General features: G+C 64.9%; 22 protein-coding genes. 16 read left to right on the top strand and 6 right to left on the bottom strand.

What is annotated here, in order from left to right; genetic code table 11:
- The first annotated feature begins 69 nt into the window (after positions 1-69).
- Genes J3E61_RS01610 through J3E61_RS01560 form a run of 11 tightly spaced genes read left to right on the top strand, consistent with a single transcriptional unit; the run spans position 70 to position 11688 of the window.
- Positions 70-837, top strand: coding sequence for an ABC transporter permease (locus tag J3E61_RS01610; protein ID WP_192726802.1), 768 nt, complete (start codon positions 70-72; stop codon positions 835-837).
- Positions 834-1688: an ABC transporter permease gene (locus J3E61_RS01605; protein WP_192726801.1), complete on the top strand. Its 855-nt coding sequence runs from the start codon at positions 834-836 to the stop codon at positions 1686-1688. Before J3E61_RS01610 ends, J3E61_RS01605 begins: the two co-directional genes overlap by 4 nt.
- A 3-nt stretch (positions 1689-1691) precedes the next feature.
- Entirely contained in the window at positions 1692-3143 is a 1452-nt protein-coding gene (locus J3E61_RS01600; RefSeq protein WP_192726800.1) for an MCE family protein, read from the top strand.
- 36 nt (positions 3144-3179) lie between these two features.
- Positions 3180-4211 (top strand): MCE family protein, encoded by a 1032-nt coding sequence (locus tag J3E61_RS01595; protein WP_192726799.1) that lies wholly within the window; start codon positions 3180-3182, stop codon positions 4209-4211.
- The gene (locus tag J3E61_RS01590; RefSeq protein ID WP_210082364.1) at positions 4208-5542 is read left to right on the top strand and encodes an MCE family protein; all 1335 of its coding nucleotides are present in this window, start codon (positions 4208-4210) and stop codon (positions 5540-5542) included. Before J3E61_RS01595 ends, J3E61_RS01590 begins: the two co-directional genes overlap by 4 nt.
- Positions 5539-6858: an MCE family protein gene (locus J3E61_RS01585; protein WP_210082363.1), complete on the top strand. Its 1320-nt coding sequence runs from the start codon at positions 5539-5541 to the stop codon at positions 6856-6858. The genes J3E61_RS01590 and J3E61_RS01585 overlap by 4 nt, the downstream gene beginning before the upstream one ends.
- Before the next feature lie 14 nt (positions 6859-6872).
- The gene (locus tag J3E61_RS01580) at positions 6873-8009 is read left to right on the top strand and encodes a virulence factor Mce family protein (RefSeq protein ID WP_210085384.1); all 1137 of its coding nucleotides are present in this window, start codon (positions 6873-6875) and stop codon (positions 8007-8009) included.
- Position 8010: 1 nt separating this feature from the next.
- Positions 8011-9513 (top strand): MCE family protein, encoded by a 1503-nt coding sequence (locus J3E61_RS01575; RefSeq protein ID WP_192726796.1) that lies wholly within the window; start codon positions 8011-8013, stop codon positions 9511-9513.
- Positions 9477-10139 (top strand): Mce protein, encoded by a 663-nt coding sequence (locus J3E61_RS01570; protein ID WP_192726795.1) that lies wholly within the window; start codon positions 9477-9479, stop codon positions 10137-10139. Before J3E61_RS01575 ends, J3E61_RS01570 begins: the two co-directional genes overlap by 37 nt.
- The gene (locus tag J3E61_RS01565) at positions 10136-10786 is read left to right on the top strand and encodes a hypothetical protein (protein ID WP_192726315.1); all 651 of its coding nucleotides are present in this window, start codon (positions 10136-10138) and stop codon (positions 10784-10786) included. The genes J3E61_RS01570 and J3E61_RS01565 overlap by 4 nt, the downstream gene beginning before the upstream one ends.
- 2 nt (positions 10787-10788) lie before the next feature.
- The gene (locus J3E61_RS01560; RefSeq protein ID WP_192726793.1) at positions 10789-11688 is read left to right on the top strand and encodes an alpha/beta fold hydrolase; all 900 of its coding nucleotides are present in this window, start codon (positions 10789-10791) and stop codon (positions 11686-11688) included.
- A 113-nt stretch (positions 11689-11801) separates the two neighbouring features.
- On the opposite strand, the gene J3E61_RS01555 is transcribed toward J3E61_RS01560, so the two are convergent.
- Positions 11802-12602 (bottom strand): SDR family oxidoreductase, encoded by an 801-nt coding sequence (locus J3E61_RS01555; RefSeq protein ID WP_210082362.1) that lies wholly within the window; start codon positions 12600-12602, stop codon positions 11802-11804.
- 23 nt (positions 12603-12625) lie between these two features.
- On the opposite strand from J3E61_RS01555, the gene J3E61_RS01550 reads away from it, so the two are divergent.
- Entirely contained in the window at positions 12626-13894 is a 1269-nt protein-coding gene (locus tag J3E61_RS01550; RefSeq protein WP_210082361.1) for a DUF1298 domain-containing protein, read from the top strand.
- Here the strand turns inward: J3E61_RS01550 and J3E61_RS01545 are convergent.
- Positions 13877-14488, bottom strand: coding sequence for an NADPH-dependent F420 reductase (locus J3E61_RS01545; RefSeq protein WP_210082360.1), 612 nt, complete (start codon positions 14486-14488; stop codon positions 13877-13879). The genes J3E61_RS01550 and J3E61_RS01545 overlap by 18 nt on opposite strands.
- Before the next feature lie 75 nt (positions 14489-14563).
- Here J3E61_RS01545 and J3E61_RS01540 point away from each other — a divergent pair, with 75 nt between their 5' ends.
- Entirely contained in the window at positions 14564-14887 is a 324-nt protein-coding gene (locus tag J3E61_RS01540) for a winged helix-turn-helix transcriptional regulator (protein WP_192726789.1), read from the top strand.
- Here J3E61_RS01540 and J3E61_RS01535 read toward each other — a convergent pair.
- Positions 14884-15489 (bottom strand): TetR family transcriptional regulator, encoded by a 606-nt coding sequence (locus tag J3E61_RS01535; protein ID WP_192726788.1) that lies wholly within the window; start codon positions 15487-15489, stop codon positions 14884-14886. The genes J3E61_RS01540 and J3E61_RS01535 overlap by 4 nt on opposite strands.
- Positions 15490-15513: 24 nt before the next feature.
- Here J3E61_RS01535 and J3E61_RS01530 point away from each other — a divergent pair, with 24 nt between their 5' ends.
- Positions 15514-16278 (top strand): glucose 1-dehydrogenase, encoded by a 765-nt coding sequence (locus tag J3E61_RS01530; RefSeq protein ID WP_210082359.1) that lies wholly within the window; start codon positions 15514-15516, stop codon positions 16276-16278.
- A gap of 22 nt (positions 16279-16300) precedes the next feature.
- Positions 16301-16834 carry a DoxX family membrane protein gene (locus tag J3E61_RS01525; protein WP_192726786.1) on the top strand — a complete coding sequence of 178 codons (534 nt, stop codon included), beginning with the start codon at positions 16301-16303 and terminating at the stop codon, positions 16832-16834.
- Between the two features lie 60 nt (positions 16835-16894).
- On the opposite strand, the gene J3E61_RS01520 is transcribed toward J3E61_RS01525, so the two are convergent.
- Positions 16895-17173, bottom strand: a complete 279-nt coding sequence (locus J3E61_RS01520) for a hypothetical protein (protein WP_210082358.1) — start codon at positions 17171-17173, stop codon at positions 16895-16897.
- A gap of 352 nt (positions 17174-17525) precedes the next feature.
- On the bottom strand, positions 17526-18227 hold the full coding sequence (locus tag J3E61_RS01515) for an alpha/beta hydrolase (RefSeq protein ID WP_210082357.1): 702 nt from the start codon (positions 18225-18227) through the stop codon (positions 17526-17528).
- A 55-nt stretch (positions 18228-18282) separates the two neighbouring features.
- Here J3E61_RS01515 and J3E61_RS01510 point away from each other — a divergent pair, with 55 nt between their 5' ends.
- On the top strand, positions 18283-20031 hold the full coding sequence (locus J3E61_RS01510; protein ID WP_210082356.1) for a DUF3556 domain-containing protein: 1749 nt from the start codon (positions 18283-18285) through the stop codon (positions 20029-20031).
- Positions 20032-20191: 160 nt separating this feature from the next.
- On the opposite strand, the gene J3E61_RS01505 is transcribed toward J3E61_RS01510, so the two are convergent.
- Positions 20192-20983, bottom strand: a complete 792-nt coding sequence (locus J3E61_RS01505; protein ID WP_192726782.1) for a GntR family transcriptional regulator — start codon at positions 20981-20983, stop codon at positions 20192-20194.
- Between the last annotated feature and the right edge of the window lie 96 nt (positions 20984-21079).

Here is a 21079-nt window from a genome sequence, read left to right as displayed (position 1 = left end):
CGCACGGGTTGTTCGATGGAGGGATCGTCAGCCGATGGCGGTGAGGAGAACGCGAGGGAGGGCCCGGTAATGGTCACTTCCAATCTCATTGCCAAACCGGTACGTGGTTTCGGCGGCTTCTACTCAATGGCGCTCGACACGTTCGTGGCGATGTTCCGGCCGCCGTTCGCATGGCGCGAATTCATCTCGCAGTCTTGGTTTGTCGCGCGGGTGTCGATCGTGCCGACGCTGATGCTCACGATTCCGTACACCGTGTTGCTGACGTTCACGTTCAACATCCTGCTGACCGAGTTCGGCGCCGCCGACTTCTCCGGCACCGGCGCGGCGCTCGGCACAGTGCGACAGATCGGCCCGATCGTGACCGTGTTGGTGGTGGCAGGCGCCGGGGCCACCGCAATGTGCGCCGATCTCGGCGCACGAACGATCCGAGAAGAACTTGACGCCCTTCGAGTGATGGGCGTCAATCCTATTCAGGCCCTTGTTGTTCCGCGGGTTCTCGCCGCGACACTCGTGTCGCTGGCGCTGGCGGCGACGGTGATCCTCGTCGGCCTCGCGGGCGCGTACTTGTTCTGCGTCTACATCCAGCACGTCTCGCCCGGTGCGTTCGCGGCGGGCCTGACACTGATCATCGGTGCTGCCGACGTCACGATTGCACTGCTGAAGGCCGCGCTGTTCGGTCTTTCCGCCGGCATGATCGCCTGCTACAAGGGCATTTCCGTCGGTGGCGGCCCCGCGGGTGTCGGCAACGCGGTCAACGAAACCGTGGTGTTCACCTTCATGGCGTTGTTCGCGATCAATGTGGTCGCAACCGCCGTCGCCGTAAAGGTGACGATGTGACAGTTTCCCGCCCGCATTCTCAGTTTCCCTGGCTGAAGGCCAGGTTCGCCGCGGTGGCCGAGCCGTGGAACCGGGTCGGCAGGCAGACGAAGTTCTACGGCAATACGCTGCGCTCGATCCACATCGCCGTCACGTCCTACCGGGTCGAATTGATCCGGCAGATCGCCGCGATGGGCCTTGGCGCGGGCGCGCTGATCATCATCGGCGGAACCGTCGCGATCGTCGGCTTTTTGACCGTCACGACCGGCGCGCTGGTGGCGGTGCAGGGCTACACCGACTTCTCCGAGATCGGCGTCGAAGCACTGACAGGGTTCGCGTCAGCGTTCTTCAACGTCCGACTGATCGCACCGGCGACCACCGCAGTCGCGCTGTCGGCGACCATCGGTGCCGGCGCCACGGCGCAACTCGGTGCCATGCGCATCAACGAGGAAATCGACGCACTCGAGGTGATGGGCATTCGCTCGGTCGCCTATTTGGCTTCCACGCGTGTGCTTGCCGGCCTGCTGGTCGTCATCCCGCTGTATTGCGTTGGCGTGATTGCGGCGTTCTGGGCGGCGAAGTTCGGTACCACCGTCATCTACGGTCAGTCGAGCGGCGTCTACGACCACTATTTCCGAACGTTTTTAAATCCCACCGACCTGATGTGGTCGTTCATTCAGTGCGTCGTGCTGGCGATCGTCATCATGCTCGTGCACACGTACTACGGCTACACCGCAAGCGGTGGCCCTGCAGGCGTCGGTGAGGCGGTCGGGCGTGCCGTGCGCACCTCGCTGATCGTCGCCGCATTTGTTCTCGTGATGATGTCACTGGCCGTCTACGGCCAGTCCGGAAACTTCAACCTGGCCGGGTAGCACATGGACAGCGACGAACACGGCCTCCACCCAGGGTGGTACACGCTCATCCTGGTGGTGGTCTTCGCCGTCCTGATCTGGTTGAGCTACGCGCTGTTTGCAGGAACCCTCAAGAAAGAGGTTCCGGTCACGCTTACCTCCGACCGGGCGGGCTTGGTGATGGAGACCAACGCCAAGGTCAAGATGCGAGGCGTTCAGGTGGGCCGGGTCGCGGCCATCAACGGCGGCAAGGAGCCTGTCTCGTTGAAGCTGCAGATCGACCCGGACCAGATCAAGTACATACCCGCGAACGTTGAGGCGCAGATCCGCGCGACCACGGTGTTCGGGGCGAAGTTCGTCGACCTGGTGTATCCGGAGGACCCCAGCCCGCAGCGGCTGGCCGAAAATCAGGTGTTGAAGTCGCGCAACGTCAGCACCGAGGTCAACACGGTGTTCCAGAACGTGGTGTCCGTGCTGAACCAGATCGACACCGCCAAGCTCAACGCGACGTTGTCCGCTCTCGCCGAAGGTGTTCGCGGACAAGGGCAGCGGATCGGCGAGGCCACCACCGACGCGAATCAGGTGCTGCTGCAGCTCAATCCGCGCAATGAGACGATCCGCGAAGACTGGCAGGCCCTCAAGGGCTTCAACGACGCGTACAGCGGTGCGGCGCAAGACATTCTGACCGTCTTGAACGCGGCGAGCACCACCAGTCAAACCATCACCAGCCACACCAAGCAGCTGGATGCGTTGCTGCTGGCCACGATTGGGCTGTCCAACAGCGGGATCAGCCTGCTGGCGCCGAATCAGGCCAACCTGATCAAGGCCATCAACGTGCTCGAGCCGACAACCAACCTGTTGTACAAGTACAACCCGGAGTACACCTGCCTGCTGATGGGCGCCAAAACCATCCTGGACACCGGCGGTTATCAGTCGGCTGGCGGCAACGGCCGAACGCTCGTGCTCGACACGTCCCTGGCGCTCGGCGACGACCCGTACCACTATCCGGACAACCTGCCGGTCATCGGTGCCAAGGGCGGCCCTGGCGGCAAGCCGGGCTGCGGTTCGCTGCCCGACGTCGCAAAGAACTGGCCGGTGCGCAATCTCGTCACCAACACCGGATTCGGCACCGGTATCGACTGGCGGCCCAACCCCGGCATCGGCTTCCCGGCATGGGCGAACTACCTGCCGGTCACTCGCGCGGTGCCCGAACCGCCGAGTATCCGCAATCTGTTCGGCGGCCCTGCGCCGGGACCCATCCCGTATCCGGGTGCCCCGGCCTACGGTTCCGATCTGTACGCGCCAGACGGCACCCCGCTGTGGCCGGGGCTTCCGCCGGCGCCACCACCGATGGCGCCGCGGGATCCGGGTGCGACGCCAGGTTCGGAACCGTTCGTTGTGCAGGAGCCCGCGCATATGCAACCGACGCCGTTGCCGCCCGTTCCCCTTCCGGAATTCGCGGCCCCGTCGCCCTAACCGTCCCGTCTCAACGTCACGAAAGGCAACCCAGTCATGAGAGAGAACCTGCGAGCCACGGTGGTGCGCCTCGCTGTCTTTCTGACTGTGTGTCTGCTGGGCGTGTTCGGGCTGTACGCGGTGTTCGGGCAGTTGCGCTTCGGTGAAAAGGCCAACACCTATCGGGCGGCTTTCACCAGTGTGACCGGCCTGGAGACCAACGACTTCGTCCGCATCGCGGGTGTAGAGGTCGGCCAGGTGAAAAAGGTTGCCATCCAACCTGATACGACGGCATTGGTGGAGTTCACTGCCGACGATTCGGTGGTGCTGACCGAGGGCAGTAGAGCGGTCATCCGATACGACGACCTGATCGGCGGCCGGTACCTGGCATTGGAAGAAGGTGTCGGCGGCACCAAGAAGCTGAACCCCGGCGACACCATTCCGCTGGCCCGCACGTCACCGGCGCTCGATCTGGATGCACTGATCGGCGGGTTCCGGCCACTGTTCCGGGCGCTGGACCCGGACCAGGTGAATGCGTTGTCCGGCCAGCTGATTGCGGCGCTGCAGGGTCAGGGCGGCACGATCAACTCTTTCCTGTCGCAGACCGCTGCGCTGACGAGCACACTGGCCGACCGCGACCAGTTGATCGGGCAGGTCATCGTCAACCTCAACACCGTGCTCGGCTCGCTCGGCGACCAAAGCGACCAGTTCGCAAAGGCAGTCGACGCGCTCTCCGGACTGGTCGAGGGTCTCGCGTCACGCAAACAGGACATCAGCAACGGTCTGGCCTACAGCAACGCCGCGGCTGCGAGCATCACCGATCTGTTGTCACAGGCGCGTCCGCCGTTCGCCAAGACGATCCACGAAACCGATCGCGCCGCGGGGATCGTCGTCGCCGACCACGATTACTTCGACAACCTGCTCAACACCCTGCCGGACGCCTACCAAGCGCTTGCACGGCAAGGCATTTACGGTGACTTCTTCAGCTTCTACCTGTGCGACATCGTGCTCAAGCTCAACGGCAAGGGGGGCCAGCCGGTGTACGTCAAGGTCGCGGGCCAGAGCACCGGGAGGTGCGCGCCGCGATGAAGCCCTTCTCCGAACGCAACCAGCTCGTCATCGGTGCCATTGGCATCGGTGTCACCATCGCCATCATCTTGGGTGCGATCAACTACGACAAGCTGCCGTTCATCAACCAGACCAAGGAGTATTCGGCCTACTTCGCCGAGGCCGGCGGGCTGATGAACGATGCGGCCGTTCAGGTTTCGGGTTTCCAGGTGGGCAAAGTGGAGTCCATCGAGCTCGACGGGCCACGGGTGCTTATCAAATTCACCGTCGACAAGACCATCCGGCTCGGTGATCGCACCGAGGCGTCGATCAAGACGAAGGGTCTGCTCGGCACGAAGATCCTGGAAGTCACGTCGCGCGGCGACGGTCGACAAGACGGCACGATTCCCCTCGACCGCACCACGTCGCCGTATCAACTGCCCGACGCGCTCGGCGAATTGGCAACCACGATCAGCGGTTTGAACACCAATCAGCTGTCGGACTCGCTGCGAGTCCTTTCGGAGACGTTCGCCGACACCCCGCCCGAACTGAAGATCGCGATCGAGGGCGTGTCACGGTTCTCGCAAACGCTCAACGAGCGCGACGCCCAGTTGCGTGGGCTGCTGACCAACGCCGACAAGGCCACGTCAGTGCTGGCCGAGCGCAGCAACCAGGTGGTCAGCCTGATCGGCAATACCAACGCGCTGCTGGCCGAGCTCCAAAGTCAAAGTGCGGCAGTGGATCAAATCGCTGGAAACATCTCGGCGCTGTCGCAGCAGCTGCAGGGCTTCATCGGCGAGAACAAGGCCACCATGAGACCCGCGCTCGACAAACTCAACGGTGTGCTGACGATATTGGACAACCGTAAGGAACGGCTGCAGAGATCGCTTCACCTGCTCACCGAATACTCGATGTCGCTTGGTGAATCGGTGGCCTCCGGACCATTCTTCAAGACCTACGTCGCCAACCTGCTGCCGGGCCAGTTCCTGCAGCCGTTCATCGATGCCGCGTTCTCCGATCTGGGCCTGGATCCCAACGTGAAGCTTCCTTCGGAACTGTCCGACCCACAGGTCGGCCAGCCGGGGACGCCTGCACTGCCGGTGCCTTTCCCGCGCACAGGACAGGGCGGGGAGCCGCGTCTGACCATTCCCGATGCGATCACCGGCAACCCCGGCGATCAGGGTTGCGGTCCGCCCGGCTTGCCGTTGCCAGGACCGACGGGGTGCTACCCGTACCGTGAGCCGCCGCCTGCGCCGCCGCCAGGCGGTCCGCCGCCGGGGCCGCCCGCGCTGCCGCCGCCCGGGCTGGATTCGACGGCCCTTCCGACGCCAAGCCCGGTCATGGTGCCTGCGCCCGGGGAGGCTGGACAATGAGCCACGTTCGCAGGAGCTGGGTCGCCGTCGGCCTCGTGGTGCTGTTGGTCGCGGGCGTGGTCGTGCTGTTCAGAACCAGTGACACCATCAACCGCACGAATGCCGTTGCGTACTTTGAGAACAGCAACGGCATCTATGTCGGCGACGACGTGCGCATCCTGGGCGTGAACGTCGGCAAGATCACCGAGATCCAGCCGCAGCCCGAGCGGGTGAAGATCTCGTTCTACTACGACAGCAAGTACAAGGTGCCCGCAGATGCGAAGGCCGCGATCCTGTCGCCGACGTTGGTGACCGCGCGGGCCATTCAGCTCACCCCCGTCTACACCACCGGCCCGGTGATGAAGGACAACGCGGTCATCCCGCGGGAGCGCACCGCGGTTCCGGTCGAATGGGATCAGGTGCGAGCACAGTTGGAGAAACTGGCCACCTCATTACAGCCGACCGAGCCGGGCGGTGTCGCCCCGCTGGGATCGTTCATCAACACCACGGCCGACAACCTGCGCGGCCAGGGTGCCAACATCCGCGACACCATCATCAAACTCTCACAAGCGTTTTCGGCGCTTGGAGATCACAGCACCGACATCTTCTCTACGATCAAGAACCTGGCGATTCTGGTGTCGGCACTTCAGGACAGCACCAACCTGATGCGGCAGCTCAACCAGAACCTCGCATCGGTGACCGGCCTGCTCGCTGACGACCCGAACGAAGTCGCCAACGCGGTGAAGGATCTCAACGCCGTCGTGCCACAGGTTCAGCAGTTCGTCGCCGATAACCGCGAAGCCCTTGGTACCACGTCGGACAAGTTGGCCGGGGTGACTCAGGCGTTGAACGACAGCCTTTCCGACCTCAAGCAGTTCCTGCACGTGGCGCCCAACACGTTGCAGAACTACGTGAACATCTGGCAACCCGCCCAGGGGGCGGTGAGCAGCGTGCCGATGATCAACAACTTCGCCAATCCGATCTCGTTCCTGTGCGGCGCGATTCAGGCAGCCTCACGGCTCGGCGCCGAGCAGTCGGCGAAGCTGTGCGTGCAGTACCTGGCGCCGATCATGAAGAATCGGCAATACAACTTCCTGCCCCTCGCGTCGAACGTGTTCGTCGGTGCCACGACGCGGCCGAATGAGTTGACCTACAGCGAGGACTGGATGCGCCCGGATTACATTCCGCCGCAACCGTCGCCGGGTCCGGCGCCGCAGCCCAGCGAAGGCGCGCCACCGCCGCCTCCTGGCCCCCCGCTCCCTGCGGAGGCCCCAGTCACGCCGAACCCCGCTGATGGACTGCAGGGCCTGATGGTGCCGGCGGGAGCCGGATCATGATGCGCACCAAGGGGATACGCGTCGCGATCGGCACGCTGGTGCTCGCCGTCGCATTGGCTGGCTGCAGCGACTGGCGCGGGCTGAACTCGGTTCCGTTGCCCGGCGTGGAGGGTGTGGGCCCAGGTGCGTACACCGTCCAGGCTCAGATGCCCGATGTGGACAACATCGAGCAGAACTCGCGCGTGCGCGTCGGCGACGTGAACGTCGGCACGGTCACCAAGATCGAGCGGCAGGGCTGGCATGCGCTGGTCACCATGCAGCTCAACCGCGATGTCGAGCTGCCTGCCAATGCGACGGCCACGCTTGGCCAGACCAGCCTGTTGGGGTCGCTGCACATCGAGCTGGCGCCGCCGAAAGATGCGCCACCGCAAGGAAAGCTGCATGAGGGCTCGCTGATTCCGCTTGCCTCGTCTGGAAAGTATCCGAGCACCGAACAGACCTTGTCCGCGATTGCGTTGCTGCTCAATGGCGGTGGTATCGGCAACATTCAAGACATCACCGAGGCGTTGAGCGTCGCCTTCACGGGGCGTGAGGACGACCTGCGTAGCCTGATCGAGCAGCTCGACAAGGCCATCGGCTACCTCGACGACCAAAAGCACGACATCATCGCGGCCAGCGAGAGTCTGAACAACCTGGTCGGTCAGTTCGCGGCGCAGAAACCCGTGGTGGACAAGGCATTGAAGACCATCCCCGACGCGCTTGCGGTGCTCAAGGATCAGCGCAACAACCTCTCGGATGCGCTCACACAACTGGGCAAGTTCAGCGCGCTGGCCGCCGACTCGGTCAACCAGACCAAGGACGCGCTCGTCCAAGAGCTCAAAGACCTTGGCCCGGTGGCGCAATCACTGGCTGACGCAGGCCCGGCGCTGACCCGCGCGCTGAGCTTCCTGCCCACCTTCCCGTTCCCCAAGGAGACGCTGACCAACTGGATGCGCGGCGACTACGCGAACCTGACGTTGATCCTCGACTTGACGCTGAGCCGAATCGATCAGGGCATCTTCACCGGATCCCGGTGGGAATGCGATCTGACCTGGCTCGAGCTGCAGTGGGGCCGCACCATCGGCCAGTTCCCGAGCCCATGCAACGCGGGCGGCCCTGGCACCGCCGGCAACCCGCTTGTCGCTCCGTATCGCTTCGATCAGGGGCCCTGACATGATTCTGACGAGGCGCATCCTGATCCAGATGGCCGTCTTCGCCTTGATCGCGACGACGGCCCTCGCGGTCATGCTGTTCGGCTACATGCGGGTGCAGGACATGGCCGGCATCGGGCAGTACACCGTGAAGCTGAACCTGCCGGAGACTGGCGGCCTGTATCCGCGAAGCAACGTCACCTACCGCGGCGCGCAGGTCGGCATCGTGGACAGCGTCAACCTGACCGATACCGGTGTGCAGGCGGTCCTTTCGCTGGACTCCAACGTCAAGATCCCCGCCGATCTCAAAGCCGAAGTGCACAGCGTGTCGTCGGTGGGTGAGCAGTTCGTCCAACTGGTCCCACAAAGCGGCAGCGGACCGTCGTTGAAGGACGGCGACGTGATCGCCGCGAACCGCACGACGGTGCCGACGGACATCAACAAGGTCTTGGCGGACACCACCCGTGGGCTGCAGGCGATTCCGCAGGAGAACCTGAAGACGGTCGTCGACGAGGCGTATGTGGCGGTTGGCGGGCTCGGTCCCGAGCTGCGCCGGTTGGTCAGCGGCAGCACCACGCTGGCCATCGACGCGCGCAAGAATCTCGACCCCCTGACGACATTGATCGATCAATCCAAGCCGGTGTTGGACTCGCAGACGGACACCGCGCCCTCGATTCAGGCCTGGGCATCGAACCTGGCCAGCATCACCGGTCAGCTGCAGAGTCAGGACCAAGCCGTCGCAGGGATTCTGGAGAACGGGCCTGGCGCGGCTGACGAGGTGCGGGCGCTGTTCGATCGGCTGCAGCCGACATTGCCGATCGTGTTGGCCAACCTGGTCAGCCTCGGGGATGTGGCCGTCACGTATCAGCCGAGTCTCGAGCAGCTGCTGGTCTTGCTGCCGCAGGGCACCGCGGTCACGCAGGCCGTCGGCGTGCACAAGCGCAACACCAAACAGGACTACATGGGCGACGCCCTGACCTTCAACCTCAACCTGATGATCCCCGCGTTCCCGGCGCCCATCCCGCTGCCGCCGCAGCAGATTCCGCCGCCGTGCACCACCGGCTTCCTGCCCGCCCAGCAGCAGCGGGTGCCCACCTTCCAGGACTACCCCGACAGGCCGGCGGGCGACGTGTATTGCCGGGTTCCTCAGGACGCGCCGTTCAACGTGCGCGGGGCAAGGAACCTGCCCTGCATCACCGTGCCCGGCAAACGCGCGCCGACCTGGCAGATGTGCGAAAGCAATGAGCATTACGTGCCGCTCAACGACGGCTACAACTGGAAGGGCGACCCCAACGCGACGTTGTCCGGTCAGGCCGTTCCGCAGTTGCCGCCGGGTTCACCACCTGCGCAAGCAGCTCCGCCGCCGGGTCCGGCGCCACCGCCAATAGCGGCCGCCGAATACGACCCAGCCAACGGCACGTACGTTGGACCGGACGGACGTGTGTACACACAGTCCAACCTGGCCAACGGTGCCAAAGAGGAGCAAACATGGCAGACGATGCTGCTGCCCCCGAAGGGGAACTGACCGAGTCGACGGCCGCCGAGCCGGAATCGGGCGGTAGCGAACTTTCGGACGCGGCGAAGACGGACGAGGCCACCGACGACGCTACGGAAGTTGCCGACGAAGCTTCGGAGGAGGAAACCGCACCGGCCAAGCCGCGGATGTCGCACGTGCGGCTGGCGATGATCGCCGGTCTGGTTCTGGTGGTCGCACTGGCGGGCTTGACGGGTTGGCTGGGCTTCCGCGCGTATCAGTCGCATCAGGCCGATGAGCAACAGAAGCTGTTCCTGTCCGTCGGCAGGCAGGGTGCGTTGAACCTGACGTCGATCGACTGGCAGCACGCGGACGCGGATGTGCAGCGCATCCTCGACTCTGCGACCGGCACCTTCTACGACGACTTCCAGAAGCGCGCTCAGCCGTTCATGGAGGTCGTCAAGCAGGCGCAATCCAAGTCGGAGGGCACCATCGCCGAGGCAGGGCTCGAGCCGCAATCCATCACCGCCAACGGTGCTCAGGTCTTGGTTGCGGTGACGGTCAAAACCTCCAATGCCGGTGCGCCCGACCAAGCGCCGCGCGCGTGGCGAATGCGCCTCACGGTGCAGAAGGTCGGGGATGAGGCCAAGGTCTCCAACGTGGAGTTCGTGCCATGAGTAACCACAGCCAAGACCAGACCACAGAAGAAGAGACCACTGTGCCTTCCGACACGGATACCGAGCAGGTCGAGGATGCGGTCGCCGAGGCCGACGCGCCCGACGACGCCGAAAATGTCGATGAGTCAACGGAACCCGCTGAACCGGACAAGCCCAAGCGGAAGATCCAGTGGGCGCGGGTATTCGCCTTCGGGGTACTGCCCGCGATAGCGCTGCTGCTTGCGCTGGGCGCCGGATACCTGAAGTGGATGGACAATTCGGTGCGCAACGACGAGTCGGCGCGCGATGAGTCGCTGAAAGCCGCCAAGGACAGCACCGTCGCGTTGCTGTCCTACAAGCCCGACACCGTGGAGCAGCAACTCCACGCCGCGCGCGACTTGTTGACCGGAGACTTCCGCGACTCGTATACCTCGCTGACCAACGACGTCGTGATCCCGGGCGCCAAGCAGAAGCAGATCTCCGCGGTGGCAACGGTTCCCGCGGCGGCGTCGGTGTCGGCCAATCCGCGCCACGCCGTGGTGTTGGTGTTCGTCAACCAGACGGTGATCGTCGGTCAGGACGCGCCGACCGATACCGCCTCGAGTGTGCGGGTGACGATGGACAAGGTCGGCGACCACTGGCTGATCTCGAAGTTCGACCCGGTGTAGCAGTGATGCAACCTCAATGGCTCGACGTGGCGGCGCCGACCGTGCAGTTGCGTGCGTTGACGTGGGGTCCGGCGGACGCACCAATAGCGTTGTGCCTGCACGGTTTTCCAGATACCGCTTACGGGTGGCGCAAGGTCGCGCCGACCTTGGTGGACGCGGGATGGCGGGTGGTGGCACCGTTCATGCGCGGCTACGCGCCGTCCTCGTTGCCCTCGGATGGCAGTTACCACGTCGGCGCGTACATGGACGACGCGCTGCGGGTGCTGCAGGCCGCGGGCCCGACCGGACGCGACGTGTTCATCGGCCACGACTGGGGGGCGCTCGCCGGCGCCGGGCTAGCGGCGATGCCGGACAGCCCGTTCAGCAAGGCGGTGATCATGTCGGTGCCGTTCAGTGCCGCGTTCCGGCCGCTCGGTCGGGTACCACAAGTGGCCCGGTTGGCCGCGAAGCTGCCGCGTCAGCTGCTTTTGTCCTGGTATCTCGCCTACTTCCAATTGCCTTGGCTACCAGAGCGTTCCGCGTCGTGGGTGATACCTCGGCTGTGGCGGAGGTGGTCACCGGGCTATCGCGCCGACCAGGATCTGCGCTACGTCGAGGACGCGATCGGTGCGCCCGAGCGATGGCGTGCCGCGCTGGCGTTCTATCGCGCGACCATCCGCGGCACCCGTCCGCCTGCGCAGTACGCACAGCTCAACAAGCACTGGCTTGAGGCGCCGCGGCTGCCGACGCTGTATCTGCACGGCACCGACGACGGCTGCTCGGAGGACTACACGCCGTGGATCGAGCGGGTGTTGCCCGAGGAGAGCGAGGTCGTGCTCGTCGAGGATGGCGGGCACTTTCTTCAGCTCGATCAGCCCGAGGTAGTTGCGCGGCGCATCGTCGACTTCGTCGGGCAGGCTTAGTCGATCGGTGGCGGCGCGCCGTGCGACGCCCGGAAGGCCACTTCTATTTTTGCCCGGCTCTAAGCGACTTTGTCGCCGTGCGTGACTTCGTCGCCGCCGGCTGGCTCCCCGTTTTACTTCTTCAGTCCCGGATGGTTGCGCGCCACCAGTCGGGTGAGCAGTCCGCGCGGTGAGTGGTGGTTGACCACCGCCGCGATCCGGTTGGCCGCACCGGGAACGATCACACCCTTGCCTGACGCGAGACCCTTGACCGCGACCCTGGCCACGGCATCTGGCTGTTGCCAGAGGAACTTCGGCAGCGTCTTCTCAGTTTCCTCGTCCGCGATGCCGTAGGACTCGAGAAACCCGGTGTAGACCGGCCCAGGGCACAAGGCGCTGGCGGTGACGCCCGTGTCGCGCAGTTCTTCGCGCAGCGCCTGCGTGTAGGACAGCACGAACGCCTTGGCCGCGCCGTAGGAGGCCTGACCCGGAACGGGGCCGAACGCGCCGACCGATGCGACGTTGAGCACCGCTCCGCGTCCTCGCTTCACCATTGCAGGGACGAACCGACAGCAGAGGTCCACCACCGCGGCGACATCGACTTCGACCAGGTTGAGTTCGGCTTGGACGTCGGATTCGGCGATCGGGCCAAGCGTTGCGAGCCCCGCGTTGTTGACCACGACCTCCGCCACCAGCCCCAGCGCGGCCACCTGGTCGGGCAGCGTGGCTCTTTCGTCACGGTTCGACAGATCGAGCGGCAATACATGGGCGCGTCCGCCCAGTTCCTCGGCGATGCCGCGCAGTCGGTCGGCCCTGCGCGCCACCAAAACCAATCGGTAACCGCGGCGCGCGAATTCACGGGCGATCTCCTCGCCGATACCCGACGACGCACCGGTGACTATGACGGCGCTGTCGGCGCTTATAGGCGGAAGCATGGGCCAGACAATAGCCTCTAGACATGATGGTCCGTCGGCTCTCGGCGGTCGATGCGCAAACGTATTGGATGTCGGCCAAGATTCCCAACGATTCGTTCCTGCTTTACGCGTTCGCGGGCGAGGTGTCCGAACCCGACCGGGCGGTGGACGCGATACGCGGGCGAGCCTGGGCATGCCCCGAGTTGCGGCTGCGCATCGAAGACAGCAATCCGCTGCGCTATCCCGCTTGGGTGACCGGCCACATCGGGTCCGATCAGTTCGTTGTGCACGATCTCGCCGACAACACCTGGCCGGGTTGCCTCACTGCTGTGGCAGGGCTGGGCGAGCACCAACTCGACCCTTGCGAGATGGCGTGGCGACTGCACGTGTTCACAGCTGTCGAAGGGATACCCGGTAGCGGCGTTGGGACGGTGGCGGTGCTGCAGGCCGCTCATGCGCTCGGCGACGGCATCCGGTCGTCGGCGCTGGCGGCGTGGCTGTTCGGCCGCGCGAAACCGGTACCGCCCGTGCCGGCGCCACCGCCGTTTCGCGGCGCAGCGCTGCCGTGGCGCAGCATTCGGGCCGCCCGGGCACATCAGCAGCTGGAACACGATACCGAGGCGGGACTCGTTCCGCCGCAAGCTGATTCGCGCCCAGCGTTGCGTTGCAACACCCCGCCTGACGGTCTGCGGAGTGTCCGCACTGTGGTCAGGAAGCGCGCCGGCCTGGCGGGCCCGACCGTGACGGTCGGGGTGCTGGCGGCGGTGTCCACCGCGCTGGCGGGACACCTGGAGGAGCTAGGTGACGACGCGTCGACGCTGGGCGCCGAGGTGCCGATGGCGAAAACCGGTGTCCGCAAGGCGAACAACCACTTCGGCAACGTCGGCATCGGACTGTATCCGCAACTGGACATCGACGCGCGCACCGCCCAGATCGTCGGCGATCTTGCCGACCGTCGCCGCAGGGCCGCGCATCCGGCGATGCTGGCTGCCAGTAGGGCGTCCGCGGCGGTACCCGCAATCCTATTGCGTTGGGGTGTCAAGCAATTCGACCCGTTGGTGCGATCGCCGACCGTCACGGGTAACACCGTCGTCTCCAGCGTCAACAGAGGGCCGGCCGATCTGTATTTGGGTGACTTGCCGGTGGTGTTGACCGCGGGCTATCCGGGGCTCTCGCCGATGATGGGCCTGACGCACGGCGTGCACGGCATCGGCGACACCATCGCGATCAGTGTGCACGCCGCAGCGTCGGCGATCGGCGACATCGACGCCTATGTCGATCGGCTGGAACGCGCGCTAGGTCCCGCGCAGTAACCCGAAGGCCCAATTGGTGCCGAAGCCGCGGCGCAACGCGAGGTGGATCCACACCAACGCGTACGGTTCGAGCAGTCGGGCCAGTGTGAGGTCGCCCGCGTCGACCGCCTCGAAGCCCAACTGCGTAACCAGCTCGGCGGTGACCTGCTTGGCCTCGTCGTCGTCACCGCAGACGAACATGACCGGCGCGCTTGGCAATTGAGGGTGATCCATCATCGGGGCGCCGATCTGGTTCATCGCCTTGCACACCCGCGCCCCCGGCGCCCACGCCGCGACCTGCTCGGCCCCCGATGTGGTGTGCCCGACCTCCAACGCGGAAAAGTCGGGGGTCAGCGGGTTGGTGCAGTCGATGAGCACCTTGCCCGTGAGGTCGCCGCATGCCTTGACCGCTTCCTCGGTGGCCTGCCACGGCGTGCACAGCACGACGACGTCGCCGGCGGCCGCGGCCGAATCGTTGGTCGAAACGGGCGTGTCGAGGTCGGCGTATTTGTCGTCGTCGGGGGAGCGGACGCCGTAGGTGATGTCGTGGTCTGCGCTCCATGCCCCGCCGAGCGCGCGACCGACGTTGCCTGCTCCGATGATTGCGATCTTCATTGGGGCTACGCTACGGCCGAGGGCGGACACCGATAAGTACGCACTTTGAGGTGAGCTACTGACCGGGAGGTGGGTGTGGACGATCAGTTCAACTGTCCGGTAGAGGCGACGCTCGAGGTCATCGGCGGCAAATGGAAGGCCGTGCTGATCTTTCACATGATGCACACCGGGCCGCATCGCTTCGCCGAACTCAAGCGCAAGACGCGGGGAATCAGTGACCGCGTCTTGACTCGTCAACTGCGCGAACTGGAGACCGATGGCATCGTCCGCCGCGAGGTGTTCGCCGAAGTGCCGCCGCGCGTCGAGTACTCGCTGACCGAATACGGCGAATCGCTGCGGCCCGTGACCGAGGCGATGTGCACGTGGGGTAAGCGGCACATGGCCACCGGGGCCGCCTAATCCGCTTCGCGCAGCGACGAGATGCCGACGTCGAGGGCGGCCTCGAGATAACCCAGATCGCCAGTTGCCAGCATCACGCCGACGCCGCCCTGGATTCCGGCGAGCAGCGCGGCGGCCACCCGATCGGCGTCCAGCCTGGCATTGACCTTGCCCTGTGATTGCATGTGCCGCACGCCCGCGGTGATCTCGTCGTGCCACTGGCGCATCAGCGCCTTGGTCACCGCCTGAGCGCCCGGTGTGCTGCGACCGATCTCGGACATCAGCACACCGAGCGGGCAATGTTGACCCTGCCTGCGATATCGGTCCACGACCGCGTCGCGCCACCGCTGCCATGCCGCCCACGATGTCAACGCGCCGAGATAGGGCTGCTGATCGTCGAGGACCATCTGTGCCTCATGCTCGGCGACGGCGAGCAGCAGCTGCTCCTTGCCGTCCGGGAAGTAATGGAATAGCTGGCTTTTGGAGGTTCGGGTGCGCGCTCGAATATCGTCGAGCGTGGTGGCGGCCACCCCGCGGTCCCGGATCTCGGCGGCCGCCCCTTCGATGATGCGCTGCCGCGTCGCCTGACCCTTGGCCGTCAGCTTCTGGACTTGCTGGTCCATTTTTGCAAGCGTACCAGTGGAGCCATGGGTTCAAACAACGCGCGGCTCGCTGGCCGCACAGCACTGGTTACCGGTTCCACCGGCGGTCTCGGCGTCGCGATCGCGAGAGCGTTGGCGGCGGAGGGCGCGTTCGTTGTTGTCAGCGGCCGCGACAAGTTCCGCGGCGATGCCGTCGTCGCGGACATAAAGGCCGCAGGCGGCACTGCGGAATTCGTCGTGGCCGATCTCGGTGCGGGCGAGCGCGAGGTAAGGCGCCTGGCCACGCAGGCCACCGCCGCAGCGGGAGGCCAACTCGACGTCCTGGTCAACAATGCGGCGATGCTGCTGATGCCGACACCGACGGCCGAGGTCTCCGAAGAATTGCTGCGAGATGCGTTCGCGGTCAACGTGTTTGCTCCGTTTCTGCTCACCGGTGTGGTGGCGCCGGCCATGGTGCAGCGAGGTGCGGGCGCGATCGTGAACATCGGGTCGATCGCCGGGCTTCGCGGTATGGCGGGTTCGGCGGTCTACAACGCCAATAAGGCCGTGATGCATTCGTTCACCCAGGCGTGGGCCGACGAGTACGGGCCGTCCGGTGTCCGAGTGAACGCCGTCGCTCCCGGGCCGATCGCGACCGAACGCCAGGCGGAGTTCGCCGATCACACCGCGCCGCTGCTGGCCCGCATCCCGTCGCGCCGGCTGAGTACGCCCGCGGAGGTCGCCGCGGCGGTGGTCTTCCTGGCCAGCGACGACGCGGCAAACATTCACGGGATCGTGCTGAGTGTGGACGGGGGCTGGGCGGCGGTTTAACACATGGCCTAGATTTTGTTACATGACTGCGTACCACACGGCGATCGACACCGGCCTGCTGATCCTTCGGGTGGTGCTGGGCCTGACGATGGCCGCACACGGCTACAACAAGTTCTTCGGTCCTGGCGGCCTGAAGGGCACCGCGGGCTGGTTCGACAGCATGGGAATGAAACCGGGCATGTTCCACGCTCGCGTCGCCGCCACCACGGAGATGTCGGCGGGCATCGGTTTGGCGGTCGGACTGCTGACGCCGATTCCCGCGGCGGGCTTCGTCGCGCTGATGCTCGTCGCGGCGTGGACTGTGCACCGGCCCAACGGCTTCTTCATTGTCAAGGAGGGCTGGGAGTACAACCTGATCCTGGCGGTGTCAGCGGTCGCGGTCGCCACGATCGGGGCAGGCAAGTTCAGCCTCGATTACGCGCTGTTCCGCACGTCCGGGCTCTACGACTTCCTGCACGGCTGGTGGGGTCTGCTGATTTCGGCTGGGCTCGGCCTCGCCGGCGGTATCGGCCAGCTGGCCATTTTCTATCGGCCCCCAGCGAAAACCGAAGCCTGACAACTTGACTCACGTGAGCGCAGGTGGCCGAGAGCGCGGCCACCTGCTCACGTAGCGCGACTAGTTGCTCTTGCCGAGAAGACTGTTCAGCAAGCCCTTGATCGCCCGGCCTGTCTGGACGCTGTAGTAGGTGCCCGCATGGCCAACCTGATGGTTCAGGAACGTGCCAAGGTGCCCCAGCTGATGGTTGTAGTACGTACCGGCGTGACCGATCTGCTGATCGATCGTGTCACCCGGTGCCGCGGACGCCATTCCTGCGCCCCCGAGCGCAATGCCGCACGAAACAATGGCGGCTCCGCCGACGTACGCGATCCTCGACAACATGCCTTTGCGACGCATGGCCGTATCTCCTCTTCCTATGTGAACTCCCTACCCAGCAAACGGCTTTGCCAGGCGCGAAGAGGGATTAGCCATCCTGCTCAGCGTTAAAACCGTGAAATTTCAAATAGTTGGCCCGTTTGCCGCTCACAGGATTCCTACAGGCTGGCTGTGCGATCCAGTGGCGATGACGTTAACCACCGTACGATCACCCGCGGGCGGCTCGGCACCTCGCCCGTTCAAATCATGATCGGCGAAACGGCATCCAGTTAACCAAATTTGCCAATTTCGTCCAGGCCGAGCCGATGTTCGTCGTAACTATTTCCCGAGCGGCTCGCGATGTGATTTGCTGCCAACGCGTCGCGCGGCGGAATTACCCGGCCAGGCCGATCAACACGTCGGCCAACTCGGCAGGCCTGGAGTAGAACGGCGAGTGTCCACCGGGAAGCTCGACCAAGTCGGCGGAGAGCCGCTCACGCACTGCCCATCGAGACCAATCCGGTCGTAGCATCTGGTCGTCCTTCGACAGGATGTATGTCGTTGGCACCGTTGGGTGTTCGACGAGGGAGCACGGAGCAAGGGCCGGACTGACCGACTGGGGTCGTAGGCGGTCACGCGCGGCGTGCGCGAGTTCGCCATCACAGTCGCCATAAAAGACCTGACACGCGATGTCGAGATCGATCCATCGCTGGCAGAGGCTCTCGTCGAGCTCGCTGAGACCCCGCATGTAGACCGGGTTGAGCATCTCGGGTGTATCGGTCAGTTGCTCGGCGAGGCTCCGGCCGACGTCAGGAATCATGGCGCACAGATAGACCAGATGGCGCAGCGGTCGGCGCGCCGCCACCAGCGGAATGGTGTTTCCAGCGTAGGAGTGCCCGACCAGCACCACATCGCCGTCGCGATCGTCGAGTGCGGTGCACACGACGTCGGCGTAGGTGTCGAACGTCGCCGAGCTGTCCTCGAGTGGCAGGTCCATCGTCACGACCTCGTGGCCTGCCTGCTGCACGAGCGGGGTCAGCAGTTCCCAGCACCACGAACCGTGGTATCCGCCGTGCACGAGGGCGAAGGTCGTCACCCGGCAAGGCTAAACGCATTCCGCTCGGCTAGAACACGTTCTAGTCTGATGCGTCATGGGGTTTCTGAAGCAGGACGCACCCGTCGTCGATTACCAGGAGTGGAGCAAGGGCACCCGCGCCGAGAAGATCGTCCCGATGGCCCGGCACTGGGCCGAAGTCGGCTTCGGAACGCCGGTCGTGCTGCACCTGTTCTACGTCGTCAAGATCCTGCTCTACATTCTCGGCGGTTGGCTGTTCGCGCTGGCGACCAAGGGCATCGACGGCTTCACCAACGTCGCGCAGTGGTACGCCGAGCCGATCGTGTTCGAGAAGGTCGTGCTGTACACGATGCTGTTCGAGGTTGTCGGACTGGGTTGCGGCTTCGGCCCGCTGAACAACCGGTTCTTCCCGCCAATGGGATCGATCTTGTACTGGTTGCGGCCCAACACCATTCGGCTGCCACCGTGGCCGACTCGGGTGCCACTGACCAAGGGCACCACGCGCACGCTCTTCGACGCAGCGTTGTATGGGGCGCTGTGTGTGGTGCTGCTGATCGCGTTGTTCTCCGACGGCACCGGCCCGGTACCTGCGCTGGGCACGACGGTCGGTGTGCTGCCGATGTGGCAGATCTGGGCGGTGCTCGGTCTGCTGGCCGTGCTCGGACTGCGGGACAAGGTGATTTTCCTGGCCGCGCGCGGCGAGGTGTACGCGTCGTTCACCGTCGCGTTTCTGTTCGTCGGCTACGGCGTCGACATGATCATCGGGGCCAAGCTGGTCTGCCTGGTGATCTGGCTGGGCGCCGCCACCTCCAAGCTCAACAAGCACTTCCCCTTCGTCATCTCGACGATGATGAGCAACAACCCGGTGTTCCGGCCGCGGTGGATCAAACGCCTGTTCTTCGAGCACTTTCCGGATGACCTACGGCCGGGCCGGCTTTCGCGGTGGCTCGCGCACTTTTCCACCGCGATCGAGGGCCTGGTCCCGCTGGTGTTGTTCTTCACCCACGGCGGCTGGCCGACAGCCATCGCCGCGTTCGTCATGTTGTGCTTCCACTTCGGCATCCTGTCTTCGATTCCGATGGGCGTGCCGCTGGAGTGGAACGTTTTCATGATGTTCTCCGTGCTGGCGTTGTTCATCGGCCACGCTGGAGTTGGGTTGGGTGACATGACGACGCCGCTGCCGGTGCTGTTGTTCGTCGTCGTCGCAGGGACTGTGGTGATCGGAAACCTCTTCCCGCGCAAGGTGTCCTTCCTACCCGGCATGCGGTATTACGCAGGCAACTGGGACACCGGACTGTGGTGCGTCAAGCCCTCGGCGGCGGAGAAGATCGAGAAGCACATCGTGTCGATCGCCAGCATGCCGCAGGCCCAGATGGAGCGGTACTACGGCAGTCCGGAGACCGCGCAGATGTACCTCTACATGGGATATGCGTTCCGCGCCTTCAACACTCACGGTCGCGCGATGTTCACCCTCGCCCACCGGGCGATGGCCGGGCAGAACGAGGACGACTACGTGCTGACCGACGGCGAGCGGATCTGTTCGACGGCCATCGGCTGGAATTTCGGCGACGGGCACATGCACAACGAGCAGCTGATCGAGGCGCTGCAGGAACGCTGCCACTTCGAACCGGGCGAAATCCGCATCCTGCTCCTGGACGCCCAGCCGATCCACAAGCAGCGCCAGGAGTACCGGCTCGTGGATGCCGCTACCGGTGAATTCGAAAGGGGCTACGTGAAAGTCGCCGACATGGTGACGCGCCAACCGTGGGATGACACCGTGCCGGTGCACGTTACATGGGAGAAGGACAGCGCGGACGCACCCTGACCCGGTGGTTGTCCGGTCGGCTTGCGGTCTGGCCGGACTAGGGGAGCACATACCAAAATGCCCGGCTCTGAGCGACTTTGTCGCTACTGACGACTTTGTCGCCAAGAGCCGGGCAATTTGATGACCACTACCTCAGGGACCCTCTGGGACGTCGCGGACGTTAGCCCATCACGTCGCGGACCTTGACGGTCTCGAGTCCCTCCAACATGAGGTTGCGGGCGACGTCGAGATGTTTGCGCCAGTGCGCCTCGGCCGCCGCCCCATCGCCTGCGCGCAACAGCTTCATCAGGCGTGCATACGAGCGCATCAATTTGTCGTAGTCGGCCTTGGATACCGGCCGGTTCTCTTTGAAGACGAATGCGGTGTGGCGCACGGTGATCTCGTGCAACATGCCGGCCATGATGGCGAGGGTCGCATTGCCGGAGAGCTCCACCATGCGGCGATGAAAATCCCCGGTCGTCTCGGCCAGCCGGCCGGACTGCCAGCCAGAGGGAATCTGGTCGGCAAGCATCTTGTCCAGTTCGTCGAACGCCTCGGCATTCCCGGATTCCGCGAGCAGTCGCGCGGCCATCGGCTCGATACCGGCCTGGGCCACCATGACATCAGCGATGGTGGCACCGGTCAGTTCGAGCAGCAGCCCCGCAGGCCGCGCCACGATCTCGGGCCCGGGCACTCGGACACGGGCCCCGGTGCGCGACCCGCGCCGCACCTCGACGAGCCGTTCGGACTCCAGCACCCGGACCGCCTCGCGCAGCGTCGGGCGGCTGACACCGAAGTGAGCCATCAACTCGGCCTCGTTGGGCAGGAAGTCGCCGTCCTTGAGTTGACCGTCGACCACCATCCGGCGCAGAGTGCCCGCGACAAGCTCGGCGGTCTTCGGTGACCGGACCGCGGCGCCGGCTGAAACGGCGTTAGGGCCGATCATCGGCGCCAGCGGTGTGCTTCGCGTCACATCTTCTCCCAAACAGTGTCTCCCCGAGCTATGCAACTCAGTAAACCATGTCGGGGAACATGAGTCCGGCACGAATGCTCGTCCACAGCCTACCAA

The sequence above is a fragment of the Mycobacterium sp. OAE908 genome (genome assembly GCF_017872775.1).
Classification (GTDB): Bacteria; Actinomycetota; Actinomycetes; order Mycobacteriales; family Mycobacteriaceae; genus Mycobacterium.
This window is presented reverse-complemented; position numbering and strand designations above follow the sequence as displayed.